Origin of the sequence: Paraburkholderia sediminicola, from assembly GCF_902859805.1 — a bacterium.
Taxonomy (GTDB): Bacteria; Pseudomonadota; Gammaproteobacteria; order Burkholderiales; family Burkholderiaceae; genus Paraburkholderia; species Paraburkholderia sediminicola.
This window is the reverse complement of sequence record NZ_CADIKC010000002.1, coordinates 571,050-593,938: the sequence shown is the minus strand read 5'-3', so window position 1 is coordinate 593,938 and position 22,889 is coordinate 571,050. Positions and strand designations below refer to the sequence as shown.

At 57.3% G+C, this 22,889-nt stretch carries 17 protein-coding genes; 10 read left to right on the top strand and 7 right to left on the bottom strand.

Going from position 1 to position 22,889, the window contains the following annotated elements; translation table 11 throughout:
• Positions 1–109: 109 nt before the first annotated feature.
• From prpC to prpF, 3 genes are all read left to right on the top strand, one after another.
• A complete protein-coding gene (gene prpC / locus R8871_RS11205; protein WP_175050499.1) occupies positions 110–1,279 on the top strand; it encodes a bifunctional 2-methylcitrate synthase/citrate synthase in 1,170 nt (389 codons plus the stop codon).
• A 328-nt stretch (positions 1,280–1,607) separates the two neighbouring features.
• Positions 1,608–4,205 carry a Fe/S-dependent 2-methylisocitrate dehydratase AcnD gene (acnD, locus tag R8871_RS11200; protein ID WP_175050498.1) on the top strand — a complete coding sequence of 866 codons (2,598 nt, stop codon included), beginning with the start codon at positions 1,608–1,610 and terminating at the stop codon, positions 4,203–4,205.
• Positions 4,206–4,240: 35 nt separating this feature from the next.
• On the top strand, positions 4,241–5,425 hold the full coding sequence (prpF, locus tag R8871_RS11195) for a 2-methylaconitate cis-trans isomerase PrpF (RefSeq protein WP_175050497.1): 1,185 nt from the start codon (positions 4,241–4,243) through the stop codon (positions 5,423–5,425).
• Positions 5,426–5,516: 91 nt separating this feature from the next.
• Here the strand turns inward: prpF and R8871_RS11190 are convergent, their stop codons facing one another.
• Positions 5,517–5,912, bottom strand: a complete 396-nt coding sequence (locus R8871_RS11190; protein WP_175050496.1) for an SDR family oxidoreductase — start codon at positions 5,910–5,912, stop codon at positions 5,517–5,519.
• Here R8871_RS11190 and R8871_RS11185 point away from each other — a divergent pair.
• The 5 genes from R8871_RS11185 (at position 5,865) to R8871_RS11165 (ending at position 13,256) form a co-directional block, all read left to right on the top strand.
• On the top strand, positions 5,865–8,366 hold the full coding sequence (locus R8871_RS11185) for a type VI secretion system Vgr family protein (protein ID WP_246287527.1): 2,502 nt from the start codon (positions 5,865–5,867) through the stop codon (positions 8,364–8,366). The two genes, R8871_RS11190 and R8871_RS11185, sit on opposite strands and share 48 nt — an antisense overlap.
• 56 nt (positions 8,367–8,422) lie before the next feature.
• A complete protein-coding gene (locus tag R8871_RS11180; RefSeq protein ID WP_175050494.1) occupies positions 8,423–11,218 on the top strand; it encodes a lytic transglycosylase domain-containing protein in 2,796 nt (931 codons plus the stop codon).
• Positions 11,215–12,126: a hypothetical protein gene (locus tag R8871_RS11175; RefSeq protein ID WP_175050493.1), complete on the top strand. Its 912-nt coding sequence runs from the start codon at positions 11,215–11,217 to the stop codon at positions 12,124–12,126. The genes R8871_RS11180 and R8871_RS11175 overlap by 4 nt, the downstream gene beginning before the upstream one ends.
• A gap of 83 nt (positions 12,127–12,209) precedes the next feature.
• Positions 12,210–12,788: a lysozyme inhibitor LprI family protein gene (locus tag R8871_RS11170; RefSeq protein WP_175050492.1), complete on the top strand. Its 579-nt coding sequence runs from the start codon at positions 12,210–12,212 to the stop codon at positions 12,786–12,788.
• A 177-nt stretch (positions 12,789–12,965) separates the two neighbouring features.
• Positions 12,966–13,256, top strand: coding sequence for a PAAR domain-containing protein (locus R8871_RS11165; RefSeq protein WP_175050491.1), 291 nt, complete (start codon positions 12,966–12,968; stop codon positions 13,254–13,256).
• Positions 13,257–13,336: 80 nt separating this feature from the next.
• On the opposite strand, the gene murI is transcribed toward R8871_RS11165, so the two are convergent.
• The 3 genes from murI to R8871_RS11150 form a co-directional block, all read right to left on the bottom strand.
• Positions 13,337–14,155, bottom strand: a complete 819-nt coding sequence (gene murI, locus R8871_RS11160) for a glutamate racemase (RefSeq protein ID WP_175050490.1) — start codon at positions 14,153–14,155, stop codon at positions 13,337–13,339.
• A 272-nt stretch (positions 14,156–14,427) separates the two neighbouring features.
• On the bottom strand, positions 14,428–15,231 hold the full coding sequence (locus R8871_RS11155; protein ID WP_175050489.1) for a lipid II flippase Amj family protein: 804 nt from the start codon (positions 15,229–15,231) through the stop codon (positions 14,428–14,430).
• 241 nt (positions 15,232–15,472) lie between these two features.
• A complete protein-coding gene (locus R8871_RS11150) occupies positions 15,473–16,357 on the bottom strand; it encodes a LysR family transcriptional regulator (RefSeq protein ID WP_175050488.1) in 885 nt (294 codons plus the stop codon).
• A gap of 129 nt (positions 16,358–16,486) precedes the next feature.
• On the opposite strand from R8871_RS11150, the gene argC reads away from it, so the two are divergent.
• Positions 16,487–17,416: an N-acetyl-gamma-glutamyl-phosphate reductase gene (gene argC / locus R8871_RS11145; protein WP_175050487.1), complete on the top strand. Its 930-nt coding sequence runs from the start codon at positions 16,487–16,489 to the stop codon at positions 17,414–17,416.
• 77 nt (positions 17,417–17,493) lie between these two features.
• Here the strand turns inward: argC and R8871_RS11140 are convergent, their stop codons facing one another.
• The gene (locus R8871_RS11140; RefSeq protein WP_175050486.1) at positions 17,494–19,347 is read right to left on the bottom strand and encodes a DUF3857 domain-containing protein; all 1,854 of its coding nucleotides are present in this window, start codon (positions 19,345–19,347) and stop codon (positions 17,494–17,496) included.
• A 95-nt stretch (positions 19,348–19,442) separates the two neighbouring features.
• Positions 19,443–19,949, bottom strand: a complete 507-nt coding sequence (locus tag R8871_RS11135; protein WP_175050485.1) for a GNAT family N-acetyltransferase — start codon at positions 19,947–19,949, stop codon at positions 19,443–19,445.
• A gap of 292 nt (positions 19,950–20,241) precedes the next feature.
• Here R8871_RS11135 and R8871_RS11130 point away from each other — a divergent pair, with 292 nt between their 5' ends.
• A complete protein-coding gene (locus R8871_RS11130) occupies positions 20,242–20,856 on the top strand; it encodes a nucleotidyltransferase domain-containing protein (RefSeq protein ID WP_175050484.1) in 615 nt (204 codons plus the stop codon).
• Between the two features lie 88 nt (positions 20,857–20,944).
• Here the strand turns inward: R8871_RS11130 and glmS are convergent, their stop codons facing one another.
• Positions 20,945–22,774, bottom strand: a complete 1,830-nt coding sequence (gene glmS / locus R8871_RS11125; protein WP_175050483.1) for a glutamine--fructose-6-phosphate transaminase (isomerizing) — start codon at positions 22,772–22,774, stop codon at positions 20,945–20,947.
• Positions 22,775–22,889: the final 115 nt, after the last annotated feature.

The window sequence follows — 22,889 nt, the reverse complement described above, 5'->3', positions numbered from 1 at the left end:
CTTTGCGTTATAGCCTTCGTTTTCACCGGTTCCCGCATCGAAACCCCGCAAGACAAGCTCGGCGCGCTGATTGCCGCACGAACGCAACCCCGCAGTTGGAGACGAAATTATGAGTGAAGCCGATAACAGCACGCCGAACGCAGGCGCCTTCAAACCGAAGAAATCCGTCGCCCTGTCCGGCGTGACGGCTGGCAATACGGCGCTTTGCACGGTCGGCAAGACCGGCAATGACTTGCACTACCGCGGCTACGACATTCTCGACATCGCCGGTGCATGCGAATTCGAAGAGATCGCTTATCTGCTGGTCCACGAAAAGCTGCCGACGCAGGCCGAACTGACTGCCTACAAGGTGAAGCTCAAGGCGCTGCGCGGTTTGCCCGCGAACGTCAAAGCCGCGCTGGAATGGATTCCGGCCGCCGCGCACCCGATGGATGTGATGCGCACCGGCGTGTCGGTGCTCGGCACCGTGCTGCCCGAGAAAGACGATCACAACCTGCCGGGCGCACGCGACATCGCCGACAAGCTGATGGCCTCGCTCGGCTCGATGCTGCTGTACTGGTACCACTACTCGCACAACGGCAAGCGCATCGAAGTCGAAACCGATGATGATTCGATCGGCGGCCACTTCCTGCATCTGCTGCACGGTGTGGAACCGTCGAAGGCGTGGGTCGACGCAATGCATGTGTCGCTGAACCTGTATGCCGAGCATGAATTCAACGCGTCGACCTTCACCGGCCGCGTGATCGCGGGCACGGGCTCGGATATCTACTCGGCGATTACCGGTGCAATCGGCGCGCTGCGCGGCCCGAAACACGGCGGCGCGAACGAAGTCGCGTTCGAGATCCAGTCGCGCTATCAGACACCGGACGAGGCCGAAGCCGATATCCGCAAGCGCGTCGAGAACAAGGAAGTGGTGATCGGTTTCGGTCACCCGGTGTACACGATCTCCGACCCGCGTAACAAGGTCATCAAGGAAATCGCGAAGAAACTCTCGAAAGAAGCCGGCAACAACAAGCTCTTCAACATCGCCGAGCGCCTGGAGTCGGTGATGTGGGAAGCGAAGAAGATGTTCCCGAATCTCGACTGGTTCAGCGCGGTTTCGTACCACATGATGGGCGTGCCGACGGCGATGTTCACGCCGTTGTTCGTGATCGCCCGTACGGCAGGCTGGAGCGCGCATATCATCGAGCAGCGGATCGACAACAAGATCATTCGTCCGAGTGCGAATTACACCGGTCCCGACGATCTGCCGTTCGTGCCGCTGGCCAAACGCGTCTAAGGGCGTAAGCGCAAAGCCGCAAGCGTTTCTCCTCCATTGCGTCTCGTGAGAGCGGCGTGATGAAGTTTGGCCTTGGCTCGCTGGAACCCCCGAGCCAAGGCTGTTTTTTTGCGGAGCGTCGTGCGGTGCTTGTTGTAGTGCCTGGTGCCTTACGTTGTGCGGCGCATCAACGAAACACACTGCAAGCCGGCGCGCCATCGCAAGCTATAAACTACACAGACTGTCGGATTGATGCGCCAGCGTTGCGCCGTCTGAAAGAGGGGCAGCGGATTGTGAAGCACGGCTGCCGCCATCGTCCCCGGATCATTATTGTTTTGTCCCCTACGCCATGAATACTGCCAACCGCAAACGCCTTCCCGGTACCCAACTGGATTTCTTCGACACGCGTGCCGCCGTCGATGCAATCCAGCCCGGCGCCTATGACAAGCTGCCGTACACCTCGCGCGTGCTGGCCGAAAACCTCGTGCGCCGCTGCGATCCGGTGACGCTGACGGCGTCGCTCAAGCAGATTATCGAACGCAAGCGCGAGCTGGATTTTCCGTGGTTCCCGGCGCGCGTGGTGTGTCATGACATTCTCGGCCAGACCGCTTTGGTCGACCTCGCCGGTTTACGCGACGCGATCGCGGCGCAAGGCGGCGATCCCGCGATGGTCAACCCGGTTGTGCCGACACAGCTCGTAGTGGACCACTCGCTTGCCGTCGAGTGCGGCGGTTTCGATCCGGATGCGTTCGCGAAGAACCGCGCGATTGAAGATCGTCGCAATGAAGACCGCTTTGATTTCATCAACTGGACCAAGCGCGCGTTCAAGAATGTCGACGTGATTCCGCCGGGCAACGGCATCCTGCATCAGATCAACCTCGAGCGGATGAGCCCGGTGGTGCAGGTGAAAGACGGCGTGGCCTTCCCCGATACGCTGGTCGGCACTGACTCGCATACGCCGATGGTGGATGCGCTCGGCGTGATCGCGATCGGAGTGGGCGGTCTCGAAGCGGAAAGCGTGATGCTGGGCCGCGCGTCTTATATGCGGCTGCCGGATATCGTCGGTGTTGAACTGACGGGCAAACCTGCTGAGGGCATCACGGCGACCGACATCGTGCTCTCGCTGACCGAATTCCTGCGCAAAGAGAAAGTGGTCGGCGCGTACCTCGAGTTCTACGGTGCAGGCACGGCCAACCTGACGCTCGGCGATCGCGCGACCATCGCCAACATGGCGCCTGAATTCGGCGCCACGGCGGCGATGTTCTACATCGACGAGCAGACCATCAAGTACCTCAAGCTCACTGGTCGCGACGATGAACTCGTCAGGCTGGTCGAGACCCATGCGAAGGAAACCGGTCTGTGGGGCGATACGCTGAAGCACGCTGAGTATGAGCGCGTGTTGACGTTCGATCTGTCTAGCGTGGTGCGCACGCTGGCGGGGCCGTCGAACCCGCATCGTCGTTTGCCGGTTTCCGAGCTGGCCGCGCGTGGTATCAGCGGCAAGGTGGAGAACGAGCCGGGCCTGATGCCGGACGGCGCGGTGATCATCGCTGCGATCACGAGCTGCACGAACACCAACAATCCGCGCAACATGATCGCCGCCGGTCTGCTGGCGCGTAATGCCAATCAACGCGGATTGACGCGCAAGCCGTGGGCGAAGACCTCGCTCGCGCCGGGATCGAAGGCGGTCACGCTGTATCTGGAAGAGGCGGGTCTGTTGCCGGAACTGGAGCAACTGGGCTTCGGCGTGGTCGCCTATGCGTGCACGTCGTGCAACGGCATGTCGGGTGCGTTGGATCCGGTGATCCAGAAGGAAATCGTCGATCGCGATCTGTATGCGACGGCGGTGTTGTCCGGTAACCGTAACTTCGACGGCCGTATCCATCCGTATGCGAAGCAGGCTTTCCTCGCTTCGCCGCCGCTGGTGGTGGCCTACGCGATTGCGGGCACGATCCGTTTCGACATCGAGAAGGATATGCTTGGCGTCGACGCAAACGGCAACGAGATCAAGCTGAAGGACATCTGGCCGTCGGATGAAGAAGTCGACGCGATCGTTGCTTCGAGCGTGAAGCCGGAGCAGTTCCGCAAAGTGTATGAGCCGATGTTCGCGGTCTCTGTCGATACCGGTGAGAAGGCTGATCCGCTGTACGACTGGCGTCCGATGAGCACGTATATCCGCCGTCCGCCGTATTGGGAAGGTGCGCTTGCCGGTGAGCGCACGCTGACGGGCATGCGTCCGCTGGCTGTGCTGGGCGACAACATCACGACCGATCACCTGTCGCCGTCGAATGCGATTCTGGCGGACAGCGCGTCCGGCGAGTACCTCGCCAAGATGGGCTTGCCGGAAGAGGACTTCAATTCGTACGCAACCCACCGTGGCGATCACCTGACCGCGCAGCGTGCCACTTTCGCGAATCCGACGTTGAAGAACGAGATGGTGCTGGAAGACGGCAAGGTGAAGGCGGGTTCGTTGGCGCGTATCGAGCCGGAGGGCAAGGTGACGCGCATGTGGGAAGCGATCGAAACCTACATGGAGCGCAAGCAGCCGCTGATCGTGATTGCCGGGGCCGATTACGGCCAGGGTTCGTCGCGTGACTGGGCGGCGAAGGGCGTGCGTCTTGCGGGCGCGGAAGCGATTGTTGCGGAAGGATTCGAGCGGATCCACCGTACGAATCTGGTGGGCATGGGCGTGTTGCCGCTGGAATTCAAGCCTGGTGTGAACCGCCTCACGCTCGCAATCGACGGCACCGAAACCTTCGACGTGATCGGCGAACGCAAACCGCGTGCCGACCTCACGCTCGTGATTAATCGTAAGAGCGGTGAGCGCGTCGAAGTGCCGGTGACGTGCCGCCTGGACACGGCGGAAGAGGTGTCGATCTACGAAGCCGGCGGCGTGTTGCAACGCTTCGCGCAGGACTTTCTTGAATCGACGAAGGCTGCTGCTTAAGGCTTTTGAGCTTCTCTCATCAGGACACTACTTTCATGGCTCACAAACCTCAGATCAAGATTCCGGCGACGTACATGCGCGGCGGCACCAGCAAAGGCGTGTTCTTTCGGCTGCAGGATTTGCCGGGGGCGGCTCAAGTGCCAGGTGCCGCGCGCGATGCACTGCTGATGCGTGTGATCGGCAGCCCGGACCCGTATGGCAAGCAGATCGACGGTATGGGCGGCGCGACTTCCAGCACGAGCAAGACGGTCATCATCGCGAAGAGCAGCAAGCCGGATCATGACGTGGACTATCTGTTCGGGCAGGTTTCCATCGACAAGGCGTTTGTCGATTGGAGCGGCAATTGCGGGAATCTTTCTGCTGCGGTGGGACCATTTGCGATTAGCGCGGGTCTCGTCGATGCGAGCCGGATTCCGCGGAACGGTGTGGCCATTGTGCGCATCTGGCAGGCGAATATCGGTAAGACGATCATCGGACATGTGCCTATTACCGATGGCGCCGTGCAGGAAACCGGCGACTTTGAACTCGATGGCGTGACCTTTCCGGCGGCTGAAGTTCAGCTCGAGTTTATGGACCCGGCTGCTGAAGAAGACGGCGCGGGCGGCGCGATGTTCCCGACGGGGAATCTTGTCGATGACCTCGAAGTGCCGGGTGTCGGTACGCTGAAGGCCACGATGATCAATGCCGGTATCCCGACCATTTTCGTGGATGCCGAAGCGATCGGTTATAAGGGTACCGAACTACAGGACGCTATCAATAGCGACGAGAAGGCGCTCGCGATGTTCGAAACCATTCGTGCGCACGGTGCAGTGCGTATGGGCCTGATCAAGAACATTGATGAGATCGCGACGCGACAGCATACGCCGAAGGTTGCGTTTGTCGCCAAGCCTGCGGAATACGTGGCTTCCAGCGGCAAGCGTGTTACCGCGAGTGACGTCGATCTGCTGGTGCGAGCGATGTCGATGGGCAAGCTGCATCACGCGATGATGGGGACGGCCGCGGTTGCGATTGGTACGGCTGCTGCGATTTCAGGGACCTTGGTGAATCTCGCCGCTGGTGGTGGGGCGCGCGAGGCGGTGCGATTCGGCCATCCGTCGGGGACGCTGCGGGTGGGCGCCGAGGCTCGCGAGGAAGGCGGGGAGTGGACGGTCACCAAAGCGATTATGAGCCGGAGTGCGCGGGTGTTGATGGAGGGGTGGGTGAGGGTGCCGGGGGAGTGAGGTAACGGTTGCCAGCCTGGTATTACTGCAACCAAGTACTTGTATCGCTGATAGACCTGGTCGGATGGTGCGCACCAGGCTATCTAAATTTTCAGACCAGCACGCCACCGCTGTCTACGACGGTTTGTCTCGTGGCATATCGATTGGTCATCAAATAGAGGTAGGTTTGCGCGAGGTCCTCCGGCTCGACGACGTACTCCACAGGCAGAGCCACTCCACTTGCCGCGTAGGGAGCCTCGGCGGCCCACAACGACGTTCCTGCTAAACCCGGACTCACCAGGTTGACGCGAATGGGCACCAACTCCACCACGAGTGCCCGAATCAAGCCTTCCATCGCGCTGCAGATACCGGCAAGCACGCCGGTTCGCAACAAATCTCTCGCGCTATAGATCAGATGATCGACATGTCCGGGTTGCTCGAACAACTCGCGCACAACGGATTGATTACTCAGATCGGCCGTGTACCCGTTGACCCGTTTGCCAAGCATGCTTTCCGGCTATCAGATCGACATCGAATTTATCTCAAAAAATATTTGGTTAACCTGATTAGATTTAAACGTTTAGTTTACTGCTCAGGCGACCAGATCAGTAACAGCGGAGTATTTGTGAGTTCGACAGTTGAGTATGGGGACGAGCTTAAACGGGATGCAAAGAAGCTCGCAGTGGCGAGTGGCCAGGCGAAGTATTTCATCGAGGTGTTCGGTCCGGAAAGGATCAGCGATATTTCGGTGGCGTCATACCGTGCTGTCGAAAAAATGGGGCAGTCCTATCGCATTGATATCGTCGCGGCTTGCTCGCGGAAGCTCACGCGTGATGTGATCCTGGGACATGAGGCAAAGTTCAGGCTCGTGCCCGACGATGGCGGCGAGCCCGTCGTGTACTGGGGGCGCATTACGGGCTTCTCACATACGAAGACCACAAATGACCTCAGCAGCTACGAGATTGTTCTCAAGGCACACATCGGCTGCCTGAATCCCCATACGACGCAGACCTACCAGAACAGCAGCGCGCCCGAGATCATCGATGCGGTTCTACGCCGCAACGAGCTGAAAGGACATCAGTTCATTTTCAAACTGCGCCGACAGTACCCGAGGCACTCGTTCAGGTTTCAGTACCGGCAGGGAGACTGGGATTTTGTCAGCATGCTCATGCAGCAGGAGGGCATGTACAGTTACATCATCCAGGGCGAACACGGTGATGTTGTTATCTTTGGCGACGATATCGATCACTATGTGTATCAGCCCAAGCTCACGGCCCTGTATCGGTCCACCTCGGGGCTGATGACGGGAGAGGAATCCGTATCGGCGCTGCGCATGGACGCTGAGATGGTACCCAGGGCGTATGTCGTCGCGGACTACAACCCTGACCAGGCTTGGGAGCGTATCAAGGCAGAAGCCAACGTCGCCCGAAGCGACAAAACGACTTACGGCCAGCCGTATATCTATGGCACGGGCCATCTTGACCAGTCCGGCGCACAGTGGGAAGCGCAGTTACGCCATGAGGCCGCGCTCGCCTGGCAAGTCGTCTATACCGGCGAGAGTAACCTGCGCGAACTGCGTCCTGGCCGTATCCTGACTACCGACGAAAATTTGCCGGACGCACCGCACGGTCAGGTCATCATCGAAGTCACGCACTCGGGCGGGCGTGCCCAGCCCTATCGCAATACCTACAAGGCCATTCCTTCGGACCGGCGCTTCCGGTTAAAAATCGAAGATCACAAGTGGCCAAAAATCACGGGGACGCTGAGTGCCCGTGTCACGTCGCCGGGCAAGTACAAATATGCCTATCTGACACAGCAGGGCTACTACGTCGTTCGCTTCGACTGCGACTATGGCGAGTGGCCTGCCGGCGGTGAGAGCGTGCCGCTGCGGCTTGCGAAGCCATTTGCAGGCGGTTTGCAGACCGGCTTCCATTTTCCCGCCGTGGAAGGTACGGAAGCCGTCATCGAGTTCCGCGATGGCGATCCGAACAAGCCGTATATCAGCGCTTTCCATCACACGAACCACCAGGTCGATCTGATTACCAATCAGGACCGGCTGATGTCGCGCAATCGCATTTATACGCAGAGCGGCAACGAGTTCGATCTTGAAGACTGGGAAGGTGAGGAGCACGTCAGGCTTTCGACCGAGCACTCAGGCAAGAGCCAGTTGACCCTGGGTCACATCGTCAACGGAAACCGTCAGCACCGAGGCAGTGGTTTTGAACTGCGCACTGGTGAGCAAGGCGTGGTGCGCGCCGGCGGCGGGCTGATGCTGTCCAGCGATATGCAGCCACAGGCGGACGGCAAACAGACTGACATGGCGGAAGCCATGAAGCAGTTCCAGACACTACAGGTCCAGGCGCAGGGCCTTGCTGATCGGGCGAACACGGCAAAAGCCGAGATTGCCGACCTGAAAGCCGAAAACGAATGGCTGAAGAACAGCGTGAACGAGTTGAAGGAGGCTGTCGTGCTGCTGTCCTCGCCGAAGGGCATCGCTGTTTCCACGCCTGATCGCGTGTCGGTTAGTGCGGGCAAGGACGTGAATGTGACGACGGGATCCGGTTTCAACGTCAGCGCCGTGAAGAGCATTGTCATGGCGGCCGAAAGCGCACTGTCGCTGTTCGCACATACGCTCGGAATAAAAATGTTTGCTGCGCGCGGAAAGATCCAGATCCAGGCGCAAAGCGATGAGCTTGCCATGTCAGCGCTTAGGGATCTCACGATTACCAGCACGAACGGCAGGCTTGTGCTCTCGGCGAAGGACGAGGTCTGGATTGGTGCGGGCGGCTCCTACCTGCGTATTACGCCGTGCAACATCACGAATGCCACCCCGGGTGACTACATCGAAAAAGCGGTGTCCTGGCAGAGAGATGCGCCGGACTCGCAGTTGAGGAAGGAATCCCTGCCTTACACGACCGATCTGCCGGATACGGGCGCTCACGGTTCACGGTTCTCCGGCTGACAGCGTTGCGTTGTACTCCGGATTACTAACCACAGCCAATACGACACGTTACAAGCATGATCGCACAAACTCAGCTGCATCCAACACCGGCTCCCACGCCCGCATCAGCGCCGCCCGCGCCGACTTCGGCGACTACGCCGCTAACGTGGCGCTACCCGTTTCCGGACAAGGACTACAAGGAAGTGACCAGCCCGCAGACCTTTTATCAGGCGCTGGCTGGAATGGATGACGGTTTTTTCCCCCTTGGAGTCAACGGCTTTCCGCACGGCGGTATCCACCTGAACAACAGCATCGGCATGTTCGGAACCAGGGACGGCGTTCGGTGCATTGCGGACGGGTACATCGTCGCCTATAAGATCGATGACGCGTATCCGCATCTGCAATTCAAGGACGGCAAGTGGGCCATGTACTCGACCGGCTTCGTGCTGGTGCGCCATACGCTGACGCTGCCACCTGCGCCCAACAGCACCGGCGTGCAGCCCGCCGACGAATCACACGATATCTACAGTCTCTACATGCACACAGCGGATTGGGCAACCTATCTGGCCGATGAGAAACTGAAACGTCCGTGGTGGTGGCTGAATGTTGACGCGTTTCGGATTCAGGGCAAGGATCACCAGATGGCCCCGCCCGAGAATGGCACGACCGGGGCCGCAGGCGCATTTGTCTGGACGGAGCCGAAGGCCGGCAAGAAGCCCGGAAGCTTCACAGCGGGTGAGCGGGTTGGTTTTCTGCCTGAAGGCAGCGAGGTCATCACTAGTGAGACGCGTGGCCAGTGGGCGCACATCAAGCGCCTCACCGCGGGTCATATGGTCAGCCCGATCAATGGCGGTTATTTCGGGGGCGAGGACGAGAATGTGCCGTGGAAGACCGAAACCAAAAACGCAAAGGTCACGCCTGAAAATGACTGGGGCTGGCTCTACAAGCCGAATCTGAAAGGGATCAAGGAACCGGACCCGGTGGGTCAGGTGGTGATTCCGCCGACACCGGTATTCGTCAAGGCCGGAACGCCGCTCGGACAGATCGGTGAGTATCACGATTACGAGCGCGCGACGCCGCTGCCACCTGTACCGAAACGCCAGCTTTTGCACCTTGAAGTATTTGCCGACGATGGCTTTAGTGCGTTTCTCGACAAAAGCCGTGCGCGGGCGGCACAGTTTGTCCGCCCCGAGCAGCTACCACTGCTCGTGATAAATGCGGGCGCGAAACTGGTGAAGGACCTCGTTCCGCCGGATCGCAAGCTGTGTGAGTGGCGTCCCCTGTACCGGGCCGACGTGACGCCGGATAGTCCGGCAAGCGGTCCATGGGTCAAGGTGCAGCCGCGATATCAGGATTCAACCACGGCTCTGCTTATGCCAGAGGGGGCGCCTGTCTGGATTGAGCGGGAGAAACTCGCGACTGCAACGGCGACAACGTCTGCCTGGAGTCAATTTCCGCTAAACCTGCAAAAGGTGGGCGACCCGGCGAACGCGTTTACGCTCGTGTATTCACGCAGTCAACTCGACGGATTGAGTGCGCGCGACAAGGCTGTGGACGATGCCAGGACGCAATGGTGGCGTGTGAAATTTGGCGACGCGGACGGGAATCCGGCTTCGGGTTGGGTTTGCGAAAAGAAGCATCCCGACACGCAGTGGCAGAGTCCGTGGGCGTGGCCTGGCTTTGAGAAGGTGGACGCAACCGGTATCAATCTCGCGGATGCCTTCAGGCGAAATCTGGTTCTCACCGGTTCCGCGGACTGGAAGGAGCAGACGGAATTCGAGCCGTCGGTCACGGCAGTCAACGGCAGTCCGCTGTTGCTGAAGCTGGAACAGACGATTGCAAGGCTGGCGCCCCCGTCGAGCTCCGGTGCCGGTAGCAAGCCCACAGAGAATCCGGCTGGCAAGGTCACAGCGAGAGCCATGCAGGCTGCCATGCGTACGCCGTGGCTCGCACAGGCATTGTCACGTGTGATTCTTCGCTACGAGAGCGAATGGGGCGGCGACATGTCGCGATGGAACGCAATTACGCCGCTGATGCGAAACGCTAGAGATAACTGGCTGGTTGAGTTGCAGCGCATTCACGAGCTTCAATGGTGGAACGATGTGAAGGGCAAGGTCGCGGGGTTTCCTGTTAGTGCGACGGTGCTGCATATTCATCCGATTGCGTTGGTTGCGAATTTCGACAAGCGTAGCCGAATTGATATTCCGAAGTTCGTGACTCTATATAGGGAAGCGCACTCGGCGACATTCGGGTGGTATGAAACAGCCTCAAGTCCTAAAAGCAATCTTCCTCCGCTGTCTGCACGGTCGGAGGAGAATCTAACGAGTCTGATGAACTGGATTGATACCTTGTACGTATCAAAAAATGCTGACTTTAGCGTTCCATACGTAGCCTACATGCTCGCGACTTCGCGCATTGAATCATATGATTTCCATACGCAAACATTTTTTGGCCCGTTTTCAGAGGCAATTTCTTACGAGAGGGCCGAACGTGACTATGGTTCCGGCCCAACTGCCTCCAATCCCACGCGCGCCAGGGCACACCACAACACTGCGATAGGGGATGGGTACAAATACCGCGGGCGAGGTTTGGTGCAAATTACATGGAAAGAGAATTATGAGAAGTTCACGCCAATAGTTGGAGTGAACCTTGTAGAGCGCCCAGACGAAGCACTGCCGTGGAAGAGCGCGGCGGTAATAATGGTGGAGGGAATGATCGGTGGCATCTTCACCGGCAAAAAACTCTCAGATTACATTAATGCATCTCAGGTAGATTATGTGGGTGCGCGCCGAATAATAAATGGAACTGATAAAAATATAATATTTTCTGAATATGCAAATAAATTTGAATTTTTGCTGAAAAAATGTCTATGAGAAAAAATCTGCCGTTCATTCTTTCAGTGTTTTGCGTGACGCAGGCGAGTGCTGCCGTGATTTGCTACAAAGACATTGCCGCATGCGATTTGTATCTTGATAAGAGCGGGTCTCTCCTGGATCGCAGTACTGGAGATGTAGTTGCAAACAACGTCGGCAACGTTGGTATGTTTTCTGACGTTGCCGTTTATAAATATAGTAATCAGTATGTTCTTGTCCAGGAAAACCATTCAAGCGATAGACTTGTTACGGCGATTCCATTGGCTAAATTAAATGAGGGGTGGGCCGCGAATTCCGTCTATTATTTCTCGATTTCACTTATGGACTCTTCGGCGAAGTCCGGTCCACTCTGGTCAGGTCGAAAAGTTGTCACGCAGAACTTAAGGGTCACTGACGACATTCTGGACCGTGCGGGAGAGCTGGCGTCCAAACAACAATTTGGTTCGCTTCTGTCTTCCGGTTGGCCCAGCACAAAGCTATACGTGGCAACGAGTACGCTCGAAACCAGGAGTGAGCAATGCTTTATTCCATTCGGTTCTGAGGACAGCGCTTTACCCTTGGATTTGATGGCATGTCGTCCTTTGAAAGTTCCGATGAACAACGGTCAGTATGATCTGACTGGGTTGCTAGATAAAAAATATCTTATAGAACTTACTCTAAATAGAAATGGGAATTCTATTTCTGGTCGGTATAGATATCTGCATCGTTCAGATAAATTCATAAAGGTGGAAGGAAGTTTGGCGCAGGACGGCACACTCTCAATGACGGAGTTTGGTGGAAAATCAGGGGGAATTTCTGGTTACTTTTATGGCGTTGTTGTTGATGGTGCATTTTCCGGAGAATGGATGTCGCCTGATAAAACGAGGCGATTACCGTTTTTCATGTATATGCAAGGTTTCCCACAATAAGAGGAGTATCGGATAATTGTCCGTCGCAAAGATGAGGCGCTCGTAAACGGAGGGTCAGAATTGAAAGTGCTGAAGATAAATTAATGAAGATAACTAGTGTGATATTCGTTGGCATATTAATTCTGTCCAATTCTGCTCACTCCGGATCGGTATGTGACAGTCAGATAACGCGCGAGATCGAGGCTTGTGCTGAATCGAATTTCAAAGGGGCTGACACTGAATTAAATCGTGTTTATCAGATGCTGGATAGAAAATTGGCGCCGGCCGATCGCCAAAACTTACGGCAGACGCAACGCTACTGGATTCAGTGCAAGACTAAGTACTGTCAAGCAGCATTTGATGCAACTAGCCCAGGCCAGGAAGCGGGCATCGATAAATTGGCTTGTTTGGAATCGGTAACGTCCGAGAGAACCCATGAACTCCTTTTCCTTGATAAATCGTACAGCATGAAGGATTTTAATCGGGCTCTAAATTTCATGGCAAATGAATATGAAAATGGACGGGAAGGGCAAGTGCTCCGTAAGTTGGCTCGCGATACGATGGATGGAGAAGATCAGGACTGGTTGCGATACGCCGAAGCTAATTGCCAAATGACTCACGCCAAGCTTCTCGAAGAGCGCGACGTTTGTGTAGCGAGGATGAGTTTTTACAGAAACTGGTAGCCTCACGAGGTCTAATAAAAAGTACTGCTATAACGTGAGGCGGAAATAATGGGGGATGACCTTGTCGATTCCCCGTTCGCGGCTTGACTGCAGTGGCATTTCGTCCCCTTCACAGAAACACCGTAGCGCTGACTTTTTAGGGCTTTACTCAACGCCTTTTCCAGGAATCCATCATCAATGAATCAACGTTTTGATATCTGCGACGGCGATACAACCACGGCGGGCGGGCGAGTCTTCGCCGGTTCGCGCGCGGACCTCCTCAACGGTCGCGCAGTCGCATACGAAGGCGATCAGGTTTCATGTCCCAAATGCGACACGATAGGCTGGATTCTATGCGTCGGCGAGCGCCTTCCGAGCAGAGGGGCCAATGGCCGCGAGCAGGCACTGAGCCATGACTGGTGCGTGTGCAAGTGCGATCCGAAACCGTTATTGATTCCCTCGCAGAACCGGTCTGGGATGCGCGCATGACGGCGACACGCATGGATGGAAAACACGAACGACTAAAAAAATAGACCGATTAGGGTGTAGGGACCAACTGCCTCCGTTCGTTACATGCCGATCTGGACGCAATCCACTCGGTTCCTGATAAGTGACAAAGCGTCCGCCAACCGTTCGAGCGGGACTCGCTTCTCGCTCTCGACAGCAGTCGAATAGAGATGCAACGCGCACGGACCGCAATTTTCGTCTGCGCGCAGTGCGTATGCTTCGAGCTGGTGATCGACGCGCCGAGCGATTGCCGTAGCTGTCTCAATCAGGCGAAACTGACTTCCGAACAGACGCTCCATGCTCGGTATCAGAAGCGCATAGTGAGTCGAACCAAGCACGAGGGTGTCCGCGCCTTCATTCGCCATCGGCGTCAAATACGTCGCAAGCAACGCATCAATCGATGATCCCGAGGTTATGCCTTGCTCGATTAGCTCCACAAGACCATGCCCAGCCTGGCGCACAAATTGGCACTCGTGCTCATGCGTGGACAACAAATCTCGAAGACGTTGACTGCGCAGTGTCGCGGCGGTTGCCAATACGCCAACGACTTTTGAAACCGAGGTCTGGACGGCCGGTTTGATGCCGGGTTCCACACCAATGACGGGAACGTCGAACCGGCTTCGGAGATGCGAGATCGCATGGGTCGTCGCCGTGTTACAGGCAACCACCAGAATTTTCGCCCCTTGCTGAAGCAACCATTCGGACAGCGCCACACTGCGTGTCCTGATGAACTCGTCTGGCTTCTCGCCGTATGGAGCAAATTGCGAGTCTGCAACGTAGACGATTGACTCGCCTGGTAGGCGTCTACGAATCGCGTCGACTACGGACATGCCTCCCAAACCTGAATCGAAAACACCAATTGAAGTCGAGCCGTTTAGCATCAGTCAGTCAGCTAGAAACGAGTTGCAAGTGGGAAAGTGGAACAAGCAGCAGCAAAAAGCGTCGAGCACACCGTCATTGCCACGGTGTGGTTGTCCGAAATGCGCCGGCTCAGCAATGGATTGTCATCAATTTTGACAAGCCCGTCGAGTGTCGCTTGTTGGCCGGTCAGGGGCCGTCTGTGTCTGACGGATTCCGGCGCTTGCCTGCCATGTGCGGCCTTACCATCCCCGTGTGAGATCGATCACAGCATTCCAGATTGGCACATTCCGCTCTAAATCAGCTCCGCGACGCGCACGATGATGAGCGCGGCCGGTACAAGCATGATTTGGGCGCACAAGGTTCCGACAACTCGTGCCCCGGCGAGGGTGGTGATAGCTCGTCGAAAGCTGTTCTCGGAGAGTCGGCCGTCGATCACGTCGTCTGTCATGACGGAAACTTGCGGGTCGATGACCACCGCCAATACAACGGTCGCAAAGCCATTAATGACTGACGATAGATTGGCGCACGTCACGCGTAAATCTGGCTTGAGGTATCCCGCGTAGAGCGACGCGAAAACACCGACAGTCCAGATGGCCATCGCAAAGATGTTGAGCGCTATCACCACTCCGGATACACCGGCGCCGCTCGCTAGCTGGGAAATGTTTTGGCGCGACGGAACCCGCGCACCGTCCCGCATATAGTTGATGCCACCACGGCTGAAAATGTGAAGTAGAAGGCGCGGCAATGAACGATTGGCCTGAAAATGCTCGACAGCGCGACTGAAATAACGCTGGAACGTTGGGATCAGCAACGCGCCGACTATGCTTGCCGCTGTGGCCGTAACAAGGAAGAGCCGAAAATCACCGAGCAGGCCACCCTCAAGATGCCGGGAGATATCAAGCTCCACGCGCTTGGCTATGAACGGCCCTTGAAAGGAGTTCGCCGTTCGGGACACAAGGGCAATGATTCCGAACAGCGAGAACGACACAGCGATGCGTCGGGTGCGAACACCGGCGATCCGCACAGCGTAAGCCAGCGTCGCGATCACGTGGATCACGAATGTGAGTCCGCAGATAATCAAAAGCTGGGTATCCATGCGATCTCGGCGAGGTTTGGCGAGAGTTGCAGTCTACCCGAGCGCCGTCGTCGGTTCGACTGTCACCAAACTGACGGTCGATACCGAATGTCTGGAGCTGACCGACCGCTGCCTGACGCGGCCGGCTCAGTCCGGCCCAATCCGGCCAGTCGAATTTCTACAACACGGCCATTCGTTCGTCGTGGCGTTCAATAAGGCTTCTGTCCCAACAAGAACGAACCGAAGCGGCAAACGGCAACGCCTACGCTAATCGCAGATCCCACAACACATCAAGTACGTGTTGCGTGGGACGTTCAACGTACCCCGCACGATGTGCAATGCCAAGTCGACGCCACAACGCCGGTCGCAGCGGACGCATGACAATGCGCGTGTCGGGCAATGGCGTTGTGGCCTCATGAGGCAACAGCGCTGCGCCGTAACCTGCCGCTACGAGACTCTTGATCGCGTCGTTGTAGTTGAGCTGAATGCGCGGCGCAGGATGGTGCCCCGCAGTCGCAAACCACTCCGCAGTCAGACGCGAGAGACGCGTGGTCGCGTCATTGAGAATGAGAGGCTGGGCGGCGAGCCATTCAGGCGTGACGCGAGCCGGACACCGCCAATGCGCCGGCACAAAGGCCATCACGGGGTCGCGGCGCCAGGGCTTTATCACGAGTCCCGCCACCGGGGGCTGAGGCAGTGCGACCAGCCCGACATCCAGTGTTCCATCCGCCAGCCGGGAGAGCGTTTCATGCGAAGTGAGTACTGCAACCTGAATGTCGATAGAGGGATGGTGCTGGCGCAGCACCTCAAGCGCTTGCGGCAACAGGTGCGCGATCGCGCCAGTCGACGCGCCGAGCCGTGCGCGCCCTTCGAGTCCCTGCACCTGGCGTTGAATATCGTCTAACGCCTGCTCAGCATCGGCCAGCAGTCGACGCGCGCGTTCCACCAGCACCTCTCCTATTGCCGACGGCCTGACATGTCCGCGTTTGCGTGACAGGAGTGGGGCGCCAATGCGCTCTTCAAGTTCAGCGATGTGGAGGCTGACCGTTGGCGGCGCCAGGTGTAATGCACGCGCCGCATCGGCAAATGAGCCCCGGTCGGTAATGGCGACCAGAGTGCGCAAGCGGTCCAGGCTGATCTCTCTCATGTCGGCGTCCAGATTCAGAAAAACTGAATATTCACGTTATGAAATTCAACTTTCTCTATTCTAGCCGTGCGTGGAACATAAGGGCTCGTTCTGCCTGTTACAACCAATAGTCACCGGAGTATTCCACGTATGAGCTCTCCCGTTGTTTTCATCGACGGCGACCAAGGCACCACCGGGTTGCAAATCCACGAACGGCTGCGAGACCGGACCGACATCAGACTGTCCACGCTTGCCGCTGCGGAACGCAAGGATCCGCGGCGCCGCGCAGAAGCCATCAACGCCTGCGATATCGCCATCCTCTGTTTGCCTGATGCCGCCGCGCGCGAGGCTGTGGACGCCATTGTTAATCCCGCCGTCAGAGTAATCGACGCAAGTTCCGCTCACCGCACACAGCCGGGCTGGACATACGGCTTTCCGGAAATGGCGCTGGGACAGGCTGAGCGCATTGCGAACGCACGTCGGGTCACCAATCCCGGTTGCTATCCGACCGGTGCAATTGGCTTGCTGCGCCCCTTGTTGCAGGCTGGGCTCATACCAGGCAACTATCCCATCAGCATTCATGCGGTGTCCGGCTACTCCGGACGCGGGCGTGCCGGTGTGGAGGAGCATGAGGGGCAGGGTGCGGTCAACGCGCCTTCATACCAGGTATATGGTCTGGAACTCGCGCACAAGCACACCCCGGAGATCCAGCAGCACGCCGGGCTCGCGCAGCGTCCCATCTTCGTCCCTGCGTATGGTGCGTTCCGCCAGGGCATCGTGCTGACGGTGCCCCTGCAGTTGCGGCTGCTGGCACCTGACGTGGATGGCGCCATGTTACACGCGTGTCTCGCACGCCACTATGCCGAGGCGGCCCACGTACGTGTCCTGCCGCTGCACGAATCGTGCGTCTTGAAGCACCTGGATCCGCAGGTGCTGAACGGTACGAACGACATGCGCTTAAGCGTATTTCCTAACATGGAACACGGGCACGTCCTGTTGTCCGCAGTTTTCGACAATCTTGGCAAAGGCGCATCCGGTGCTGCGGTTCAGAATCTGAACCTGATGCTTACGCAGCATTAGTTGCCGATGGCTTGAGCTAACAAACCGCCATGACAATCAGGCTGTTAGCCGACAGGGCGAAGATCGTCATGTCGAGGTCAGTAGAGGATCTGGGCAGCCAGATCCCGCTTGACCGCTGCTGCCATCTTTCTCAACTCCAGATACTGCGCTGCATCCACAACTGGAGCGTTAGTGGTGATATCGAGGCTTCGCGTTACCGTGATGCTCCGGCCCGACTGCGAATAGGTCGACGCATAAGCTCCGATTGGAGATGCAATCTTGACGGGCTTAGGTAGCGATGCCACCTTTAGTCCGTCTGGCAGATCGAGCTCGATCGATTCACTGATATGACGTCCTGGAAACACAAGAGGCAGCTCGCGTGTTACCGGCCCGAATACATCGAACGCACTGGCGACATCGGTAAAGTCGGAAGTGCCTCGTGGTATGCGTAGCGCACCCGGCCCAGGTAGTTGCGCGTAGCCTGGAAGATCGAATTGCGTCGAATAGTCGAAGGGCTGCGTCAAGTCACGAGCGCTGCCATGCGTGAAATTCCCCTCACCGCTTTGGCCGGTGAAGGTCAACAACCTGGCTGCAAACTGTGGCTCCGTCCCGGGCGGAAGAGATGCAAATAGCGATCTGGACAGCCAGTCGAAGACGCCCGAGTTTTTCACTGCCGCGTCACCTTTTACATTTCCATCGCTATCCAGCGTGATTCGGGTGTGGATCGTCACGCGATCAGTCTCTGGACTGCTCAACGGTAGCGAAACAAGTACTGCATGGCCGGTGCCATCATCAGTGACTAACGCCGGCTTGCCTCGCTCCGCCAAGGGAAGCGTGCCGAATGGCGCTACGCCTGCGGTTGAGTCCACGTATAACCTGAATTCAGGCAGGTAGGTAATGACGTGGTCAAACACGGCGAGCGGATCCGCCGCAGCAGGCAGCCAGTAGCGGGATCCGGCATTCACCAGAACCGGGCTGCTCGTGATGCCTTTCGCGGCGAGCAAGGCCTGCAATAACGTTACGTGATCTTTGCAGTCACCATAACGCGCGTCCATGATGGCTTGTGCGCTGTGTGGCACGACCCCGCCAAACCCCAGATAAATAGCAACGTAACGAATGTTAGCGCTGACCCACCGATACAGCGCCTCGGCCTGCGTTCGCCTGTCAGTCATGCCAGCGGTGAGTTGATCGGCAAGTGCCTGGAGCTTGGGTGTGACCGCTGCCTGGGGAGCAGCACGTTCAAGGTACGCGCTCCCGACCGCCTCAAAACCGGGAAACGTAGAGATCACGACACGCGGACTGTGGTCCGCAAGGGCAGGTGCTCCAAATTCCGGCGCGCGCGCCGACGTGTCCTTGATCGACCATTGCCATGTCTGCTGGTTGCCGTTGCCGGAGGACACCTGGCCGCCTTGCATGCCGATCGCGTCGACATGGAGTTGTAGCGTGGATGGGGCATGCACCGTAACGCTTGCAGATTTGAACGCTTTGTCATCCAGGAAATTGTCGCTGCTCGAGAACTGCCCCGGGAATAATGCTTTCTTCTGGGTCCGGCGCATATGCATGGTCAGCGTTGAGCCGATTTCCACTGCGGGAAATACGATGATCTTTACCTTGCCATCGTCGAAGGTGGGCGCTCCAGGGTTTTCGGCACTTTGTTGCACCAGGATTTTGTCCGGCGCTACATCAACACGCTTCCCATCTGGCGTAGTTGTGTAGGCATCCAGAACGTCGAGACTCTGTAGCGAGGTGCTGTAGTGCAAGGGAAACTGACTTCGCTGCTGGACACCCTGATCGGTTTCGATGCGGTAAGAGACGATCTCATCTAGCGTAAATGTGCCGTCCGCGTTGACGTTATACGTGCTGTCATCTCTAAGAACCGTTGTATTTGGTTGAAAGTCAGCTGCAGCGGTAACTGTGCAGTGGCCAGCAACTATCAGTACGGTGCACGTCATTAAGTTCCGTCGGGATACGGCATTCGAAAATCGACCACGCATAAGCCACCTCACTGAGATATTTTCTGGAATTATTATGGTTGCCTGATCAAAAACTAGCGAGCCGATTTCTCGTACAGCGACCAGACATAGCCGCCGGGTTCCGGCTCCCTGTACAGTCCTACACGCATAAAACCAAGCAATTCGTAGTAGGTGCATAGTTTCGCATTGTGGGCGGCGCAGTCGAGTCGAACAAAACGCCTATTCAAGGCGCTCACCCTGTTAGCGCACCAATCAAGCATGAAGTTGCCGAGTCCTCGCCCGTTAAAGCCTTTCCGCACACAAAGTCCATGCACGTAACCAGCGATCGGCTCCTGAACTCCCCAGTGTCTTTCATCGTCCAGATCTAGCGAAAACATTCCGACCGAAGTGCTATCCAACTCAACGATATACACTTCTTTTTGCGAGACATTGTTTCGTACCCAACTCTCGGAAAATCCGCCTCCTTCCTTGCCCCACGCATAATCGCCGTGAGCCACCTTCTTCGCATGCGCATCGTTCCTGATCTGTGTAAGAACCGGCACGTCCTCTGCCGTTGCCCGGCGGATGCTTTTCGAAGTCATCGCTTGCGTCTCCGTTGAGCCGTCTTGATGGCGGAAGAACGAAGATTAGCAACGTGCCCTTACGTTATGCCAACCAATCCTTGGATTGTGGGCATTCCGAGGATGGGTATTTGAAAGGCTTGCCTCTGGTCGGTCGCTGCCTCATGCAAACGGCATGCAACGCCCGAGTCTGGCAACGTAGCGATAGGCAGCACGTGCCTCTAACCGGCCCTGGCGGTTCGCCGAAAGCGGCCGTTCGAACGAATTGTTGTCCTATCCTGTAGGCATCCCACAATCCATCCGTGACCGCCCAATGCGCTTCGAAGACTTTCTCAAAAGGTGGAGCGATGACCCTTCCACAACATTCCAGATCACGCTTCTCATGCGAATCGCGGCCGCGGTCCGAGATTCCCCAGATTGCATCGGCGCGGTGGTCGTCGGTTCATTTGCAAAAGGGACCGCAGATCGCCTCTCTGATATCGACCTCGTTGCCTTTTGCTCTGGAGGGGCTGCGCGTTCACTGTTCCAAACGATACAGCAGCAGATCGCCCCAGCGAACGTATTCATCACGTTTGATGGCGCGCATGATCCGGACAGTCCATTCCAAAAACTTATCTTCAACGACTTAACTTCTATCGAGTTTCACGTCATCTCGCCCGATACCGAGCTCATCCTTGAGCAGCCCTTTGTCGAGATAGTCAATCGGGATCGCTGTCTTGAGTCGAGGACGTCGTCGAGGCCCGCGTCGACTGAGCAAGACCCGATTGTCTTTCGCTATGGTGACCGGTTCCTGGCATGGGAACTCTTCAGTTGCTTGAAGTGGCTATGGCGCGGGGACTTTCAAAAAGCAAAGCGCTATCTGGTCAAGCTAGGAAGAGCTATTGAGGCGTCGGAAGAACGCGATGGAACAGCCCATCACCCTGGTTGATCCGAAACAATCTTCTTTGGGCCTCCCAAAAGGGCGCCCAAAGCTATTACCGACTAAACCGAGACCGCGCTCAACGCTGCCGTGTCGATTACTCAACAGTCACGGACTTCGCGAGATTTCGCGGCTTATCGATATCCGTGCCGCGCGCGAGCGCCGTGTGAAAGGCGAGCAGTTGCATTGGGATCGTATGCAGAATGGGTGAGAGCAAGCCATAGTATTCGGTAAGCCGGATCACCTCGATATCCGGACTCGGCGAAAGCCCGCAATCGATATCGGCGAAAACGAAAAGCTTGCCGCTGCGCGCATTCACTTCATGCATGTTCGATTTCAGCTTTTCGAGCAGGCGATCGTTCGGCGCGACGGCGACCACAGGCATCTGGTCGCTGATCAGCGCCAGCGGCCCATGCTTCAATTCGCCCGCCGCGTATCCTTCAGCGTGAATGTATGAGATCTCTTTCATCTTCAACGCGCCTTCGAGTGCGATCGGATAATGCATGCCGCGCCCGAGAAAGAGGATGTTTTCCTTGCGAGTGAGAATCTCAGACCACGCCATGATGTGCGGTTCGAGCGCGAGCACTTTGCTCATCGCGTCAGGCAGATGACGCAGCGCACGCAGATGGGTTCTTTGGTCGTCCTCGGACAGACGGCCGCGCACTTGCGCCAACGTCAGCGCCAGCATGAAGAGCGCGACGAGTTGCGTCGTGAATGCCTTGGTCGATGCAACGCCAATCTCGATGCCTGCGCGCGTGATGAAATTCAATGCACATTCGCGGACCAGCGCACTGGTCGGCACATTACAGATTGCGAGCGTCTTCAGCATGCCACGCTGTTTGGCGACGTGAATGGCGCCGAGTACATCCGCTGTTTCGCCGCTTTGCGATACCGCCACCACTAGCATGTTCGGATTGACGACGCTTTCGCGGTATCGGTACTCACTTGCAATCTCGACGTTGACGGGCAATTGCGCGAGGCTCTCGATCCAGTATTTGGCCGTCAGCGCCGCATGAAAACTGCCGCCGCACGCGAGCAATACGACCGCGTCGACCGAATTCAGCACGCGCCAGGCGTTGTCGCCGAAGAGTTCCGGCATGATTGACGACACGTCCTGCAAGGTGTCCGCGACCGCGCGTGGCTGCTCGAAAATCTCCTTCTGCATGTAGTAGCGGTACAGGCCGAGGTCGGCTGCGCCGCTGTGCGCGGCGACTGTGTGAACGGAACGTTCGATGCGTCGCCCGGCCGCGTCCACGATCCAGTGGCGATGAAGCTGGATGTCCACGACGTCGCCGTTTTCGAGGTACGCGATCTTGTCCGTCACCCCCGACAGCGCAATCGCGTCAGACGCGAGGAAGTTCTCGCCTTCACCGATGCCGATCACGAGCGGCATGCCGTCGCGCGCACCCACCAGCCGATGCGGCTCGTCACGGCAAATCACCGCAATGGCGTAGCTGCCGCGCAGCCGTGCGACTGTTTCACGTACCGCGTCGAACAGATCGCCGTCGTACAGATAGTCGATCAGATGCGCGATGACTTCGCTATCGGTCTGGCTCGAAAATACATAACCGTGATCCTGAAGCGTCGCGCGCAACTCCTCATAGTTCTCGATGATCCCGTTGTGCGAGAGCGCGATTCGCGGTGACTCGGCATTGGGCGAGAAGTGCGGATGTGCGTTGGTCGTGACGGACTTGCCATGCGTTGCCCACCGCGTGTGTGCAATGCCGGTGTAGCCGGACAAGCCGCGGTCGGATATCTCCTGCTGCAGGGTGGCGACACGATCTACGCTGCGTGCGCGCACGAGCTTACGGTCCTGATAGAGCGCCACGCCGCACGAGTCGTAGCCGCGATATTCGAGTCGCTTCAGACCGTTGACTAGATCAGGCAGGATGTTCCGTTGGGCGACAGCCCCGACAATTCCACACATCACTTTTCTCCGCAAAGGGTTCGTTGGGAACCGATGCAGTGATGGTAAGGGTGGTCATATGAAAGTAAATTTCATAATTCAACGATAAATAGAATTTTGAATCGATCATGAAGTA

Bases quoted from the DNA above. Each gene is read 5' to 3' on its own strand.
- prpC (WP_175050499.1), top strand. From the start codon at position 110: ATGAGTGAAGCCGATAACAGCACGCCGAACGCAGGCGCCTTCAAACCG.
- acnD (WP_175050498.1), top strand. From the start codon at position 1,608: ATGAATACTGCCAACCGCAAACGCCTTCCCGGTACCCAACTGGATTTC.
- prpF (WP_175050497.1), top strand. From the start codon at position 4,241: ATGGCTCACAAACCTCAGATCAAGATTCCGGCGACGTACATGCGCGGC.
- R8871_RS11190 (WP_175050496.1), bottom strand. From the start codon at position 5,912: ATGCTTGGCAAACGGGTCAACGGGTACACGGCCGATCTGAGTAATCAA.
- R8871_RS11180 (WP_175050494.1), top strand. From the start codon at position 8,423: ATGATCGCACAAACTCAGCTGCATCCAACACCGGCTCCCACGCCCGCA.
- R8871_RS11175 (WP_175050493.1), top strand. From the start codon at position 11,215: ATGAGAAAAAATCTGCCGTTCATTCTTTCAGTGTTTTGCGTGACGCAG.
- R8871_RS11170 (WP_175050492.1), top strand. From the start codon at position 12,210: ATGAAGATAACTAGTGTGATATTCGTTGGCATATTAATTCTGTCCAAT.
- R8871_RS11165 (WP_175050491.1), top strand. From the start codon at position 12,966: ATGAATCAACGTTTTGATATCTGCGACGGCGATACAACCACGGCGGGC.
- murI (WP_175050490.1), bottom strand. From the start codon at position 14,155: ATGCTAAACGGCTCGACTTCAATTGGTGTTTTCGATTCAGGTTTGGGA.
- R8871_RS11155 (WP_175050489.1), bottom strand. From the start codon at position 15,231: ATGGATACCCAGCTTTTGATTATCTGCGGACTCACATTCGTGATCCAC.
- R8871_RS11150 (WP_175050488.1), bottom strand. From the start codon at position 16,357: ATGAGAGAGATCAGCCTGGACCGCTTGCGCACTCTGGTCGCCATTACC.
- argC (WP_175050487.1), top strand. From the start codon at position 16,487: ATGAGCTCTCCCGTTGTTTTCATCGACGGCGACCAAGGCACCACCGGG.
- R8871_RS11140 (WP_175050486.1), bottom strand. From the start codon at position 19,347: ATGACGTGCACCGTACTGATAGTTGCTGGCCACTGCACAGTTACCGCT.
- R8871_RS11135 (WP_175050485.1), bottom strand. From the start codon at position 19,949: ATGACTTCGAAAAGCATCCGCCGGGCAACGGCAGAGGACGTGCCGGTT.
- R8871_RS11130 (WP_175050484.1), top strand. From the start codon at position 20,242: ATGCGCTTCGAAGACTTTCTCAAAAGGTGGAGCGATGACCCTTCCACA.
- glmS (WP_175050483.1), bottom strand. From the start codon at position 22,774: ATGTGTGGAATTGTCGGGGCTGTCGCCCAACGGAACATCCTGCCTGAT.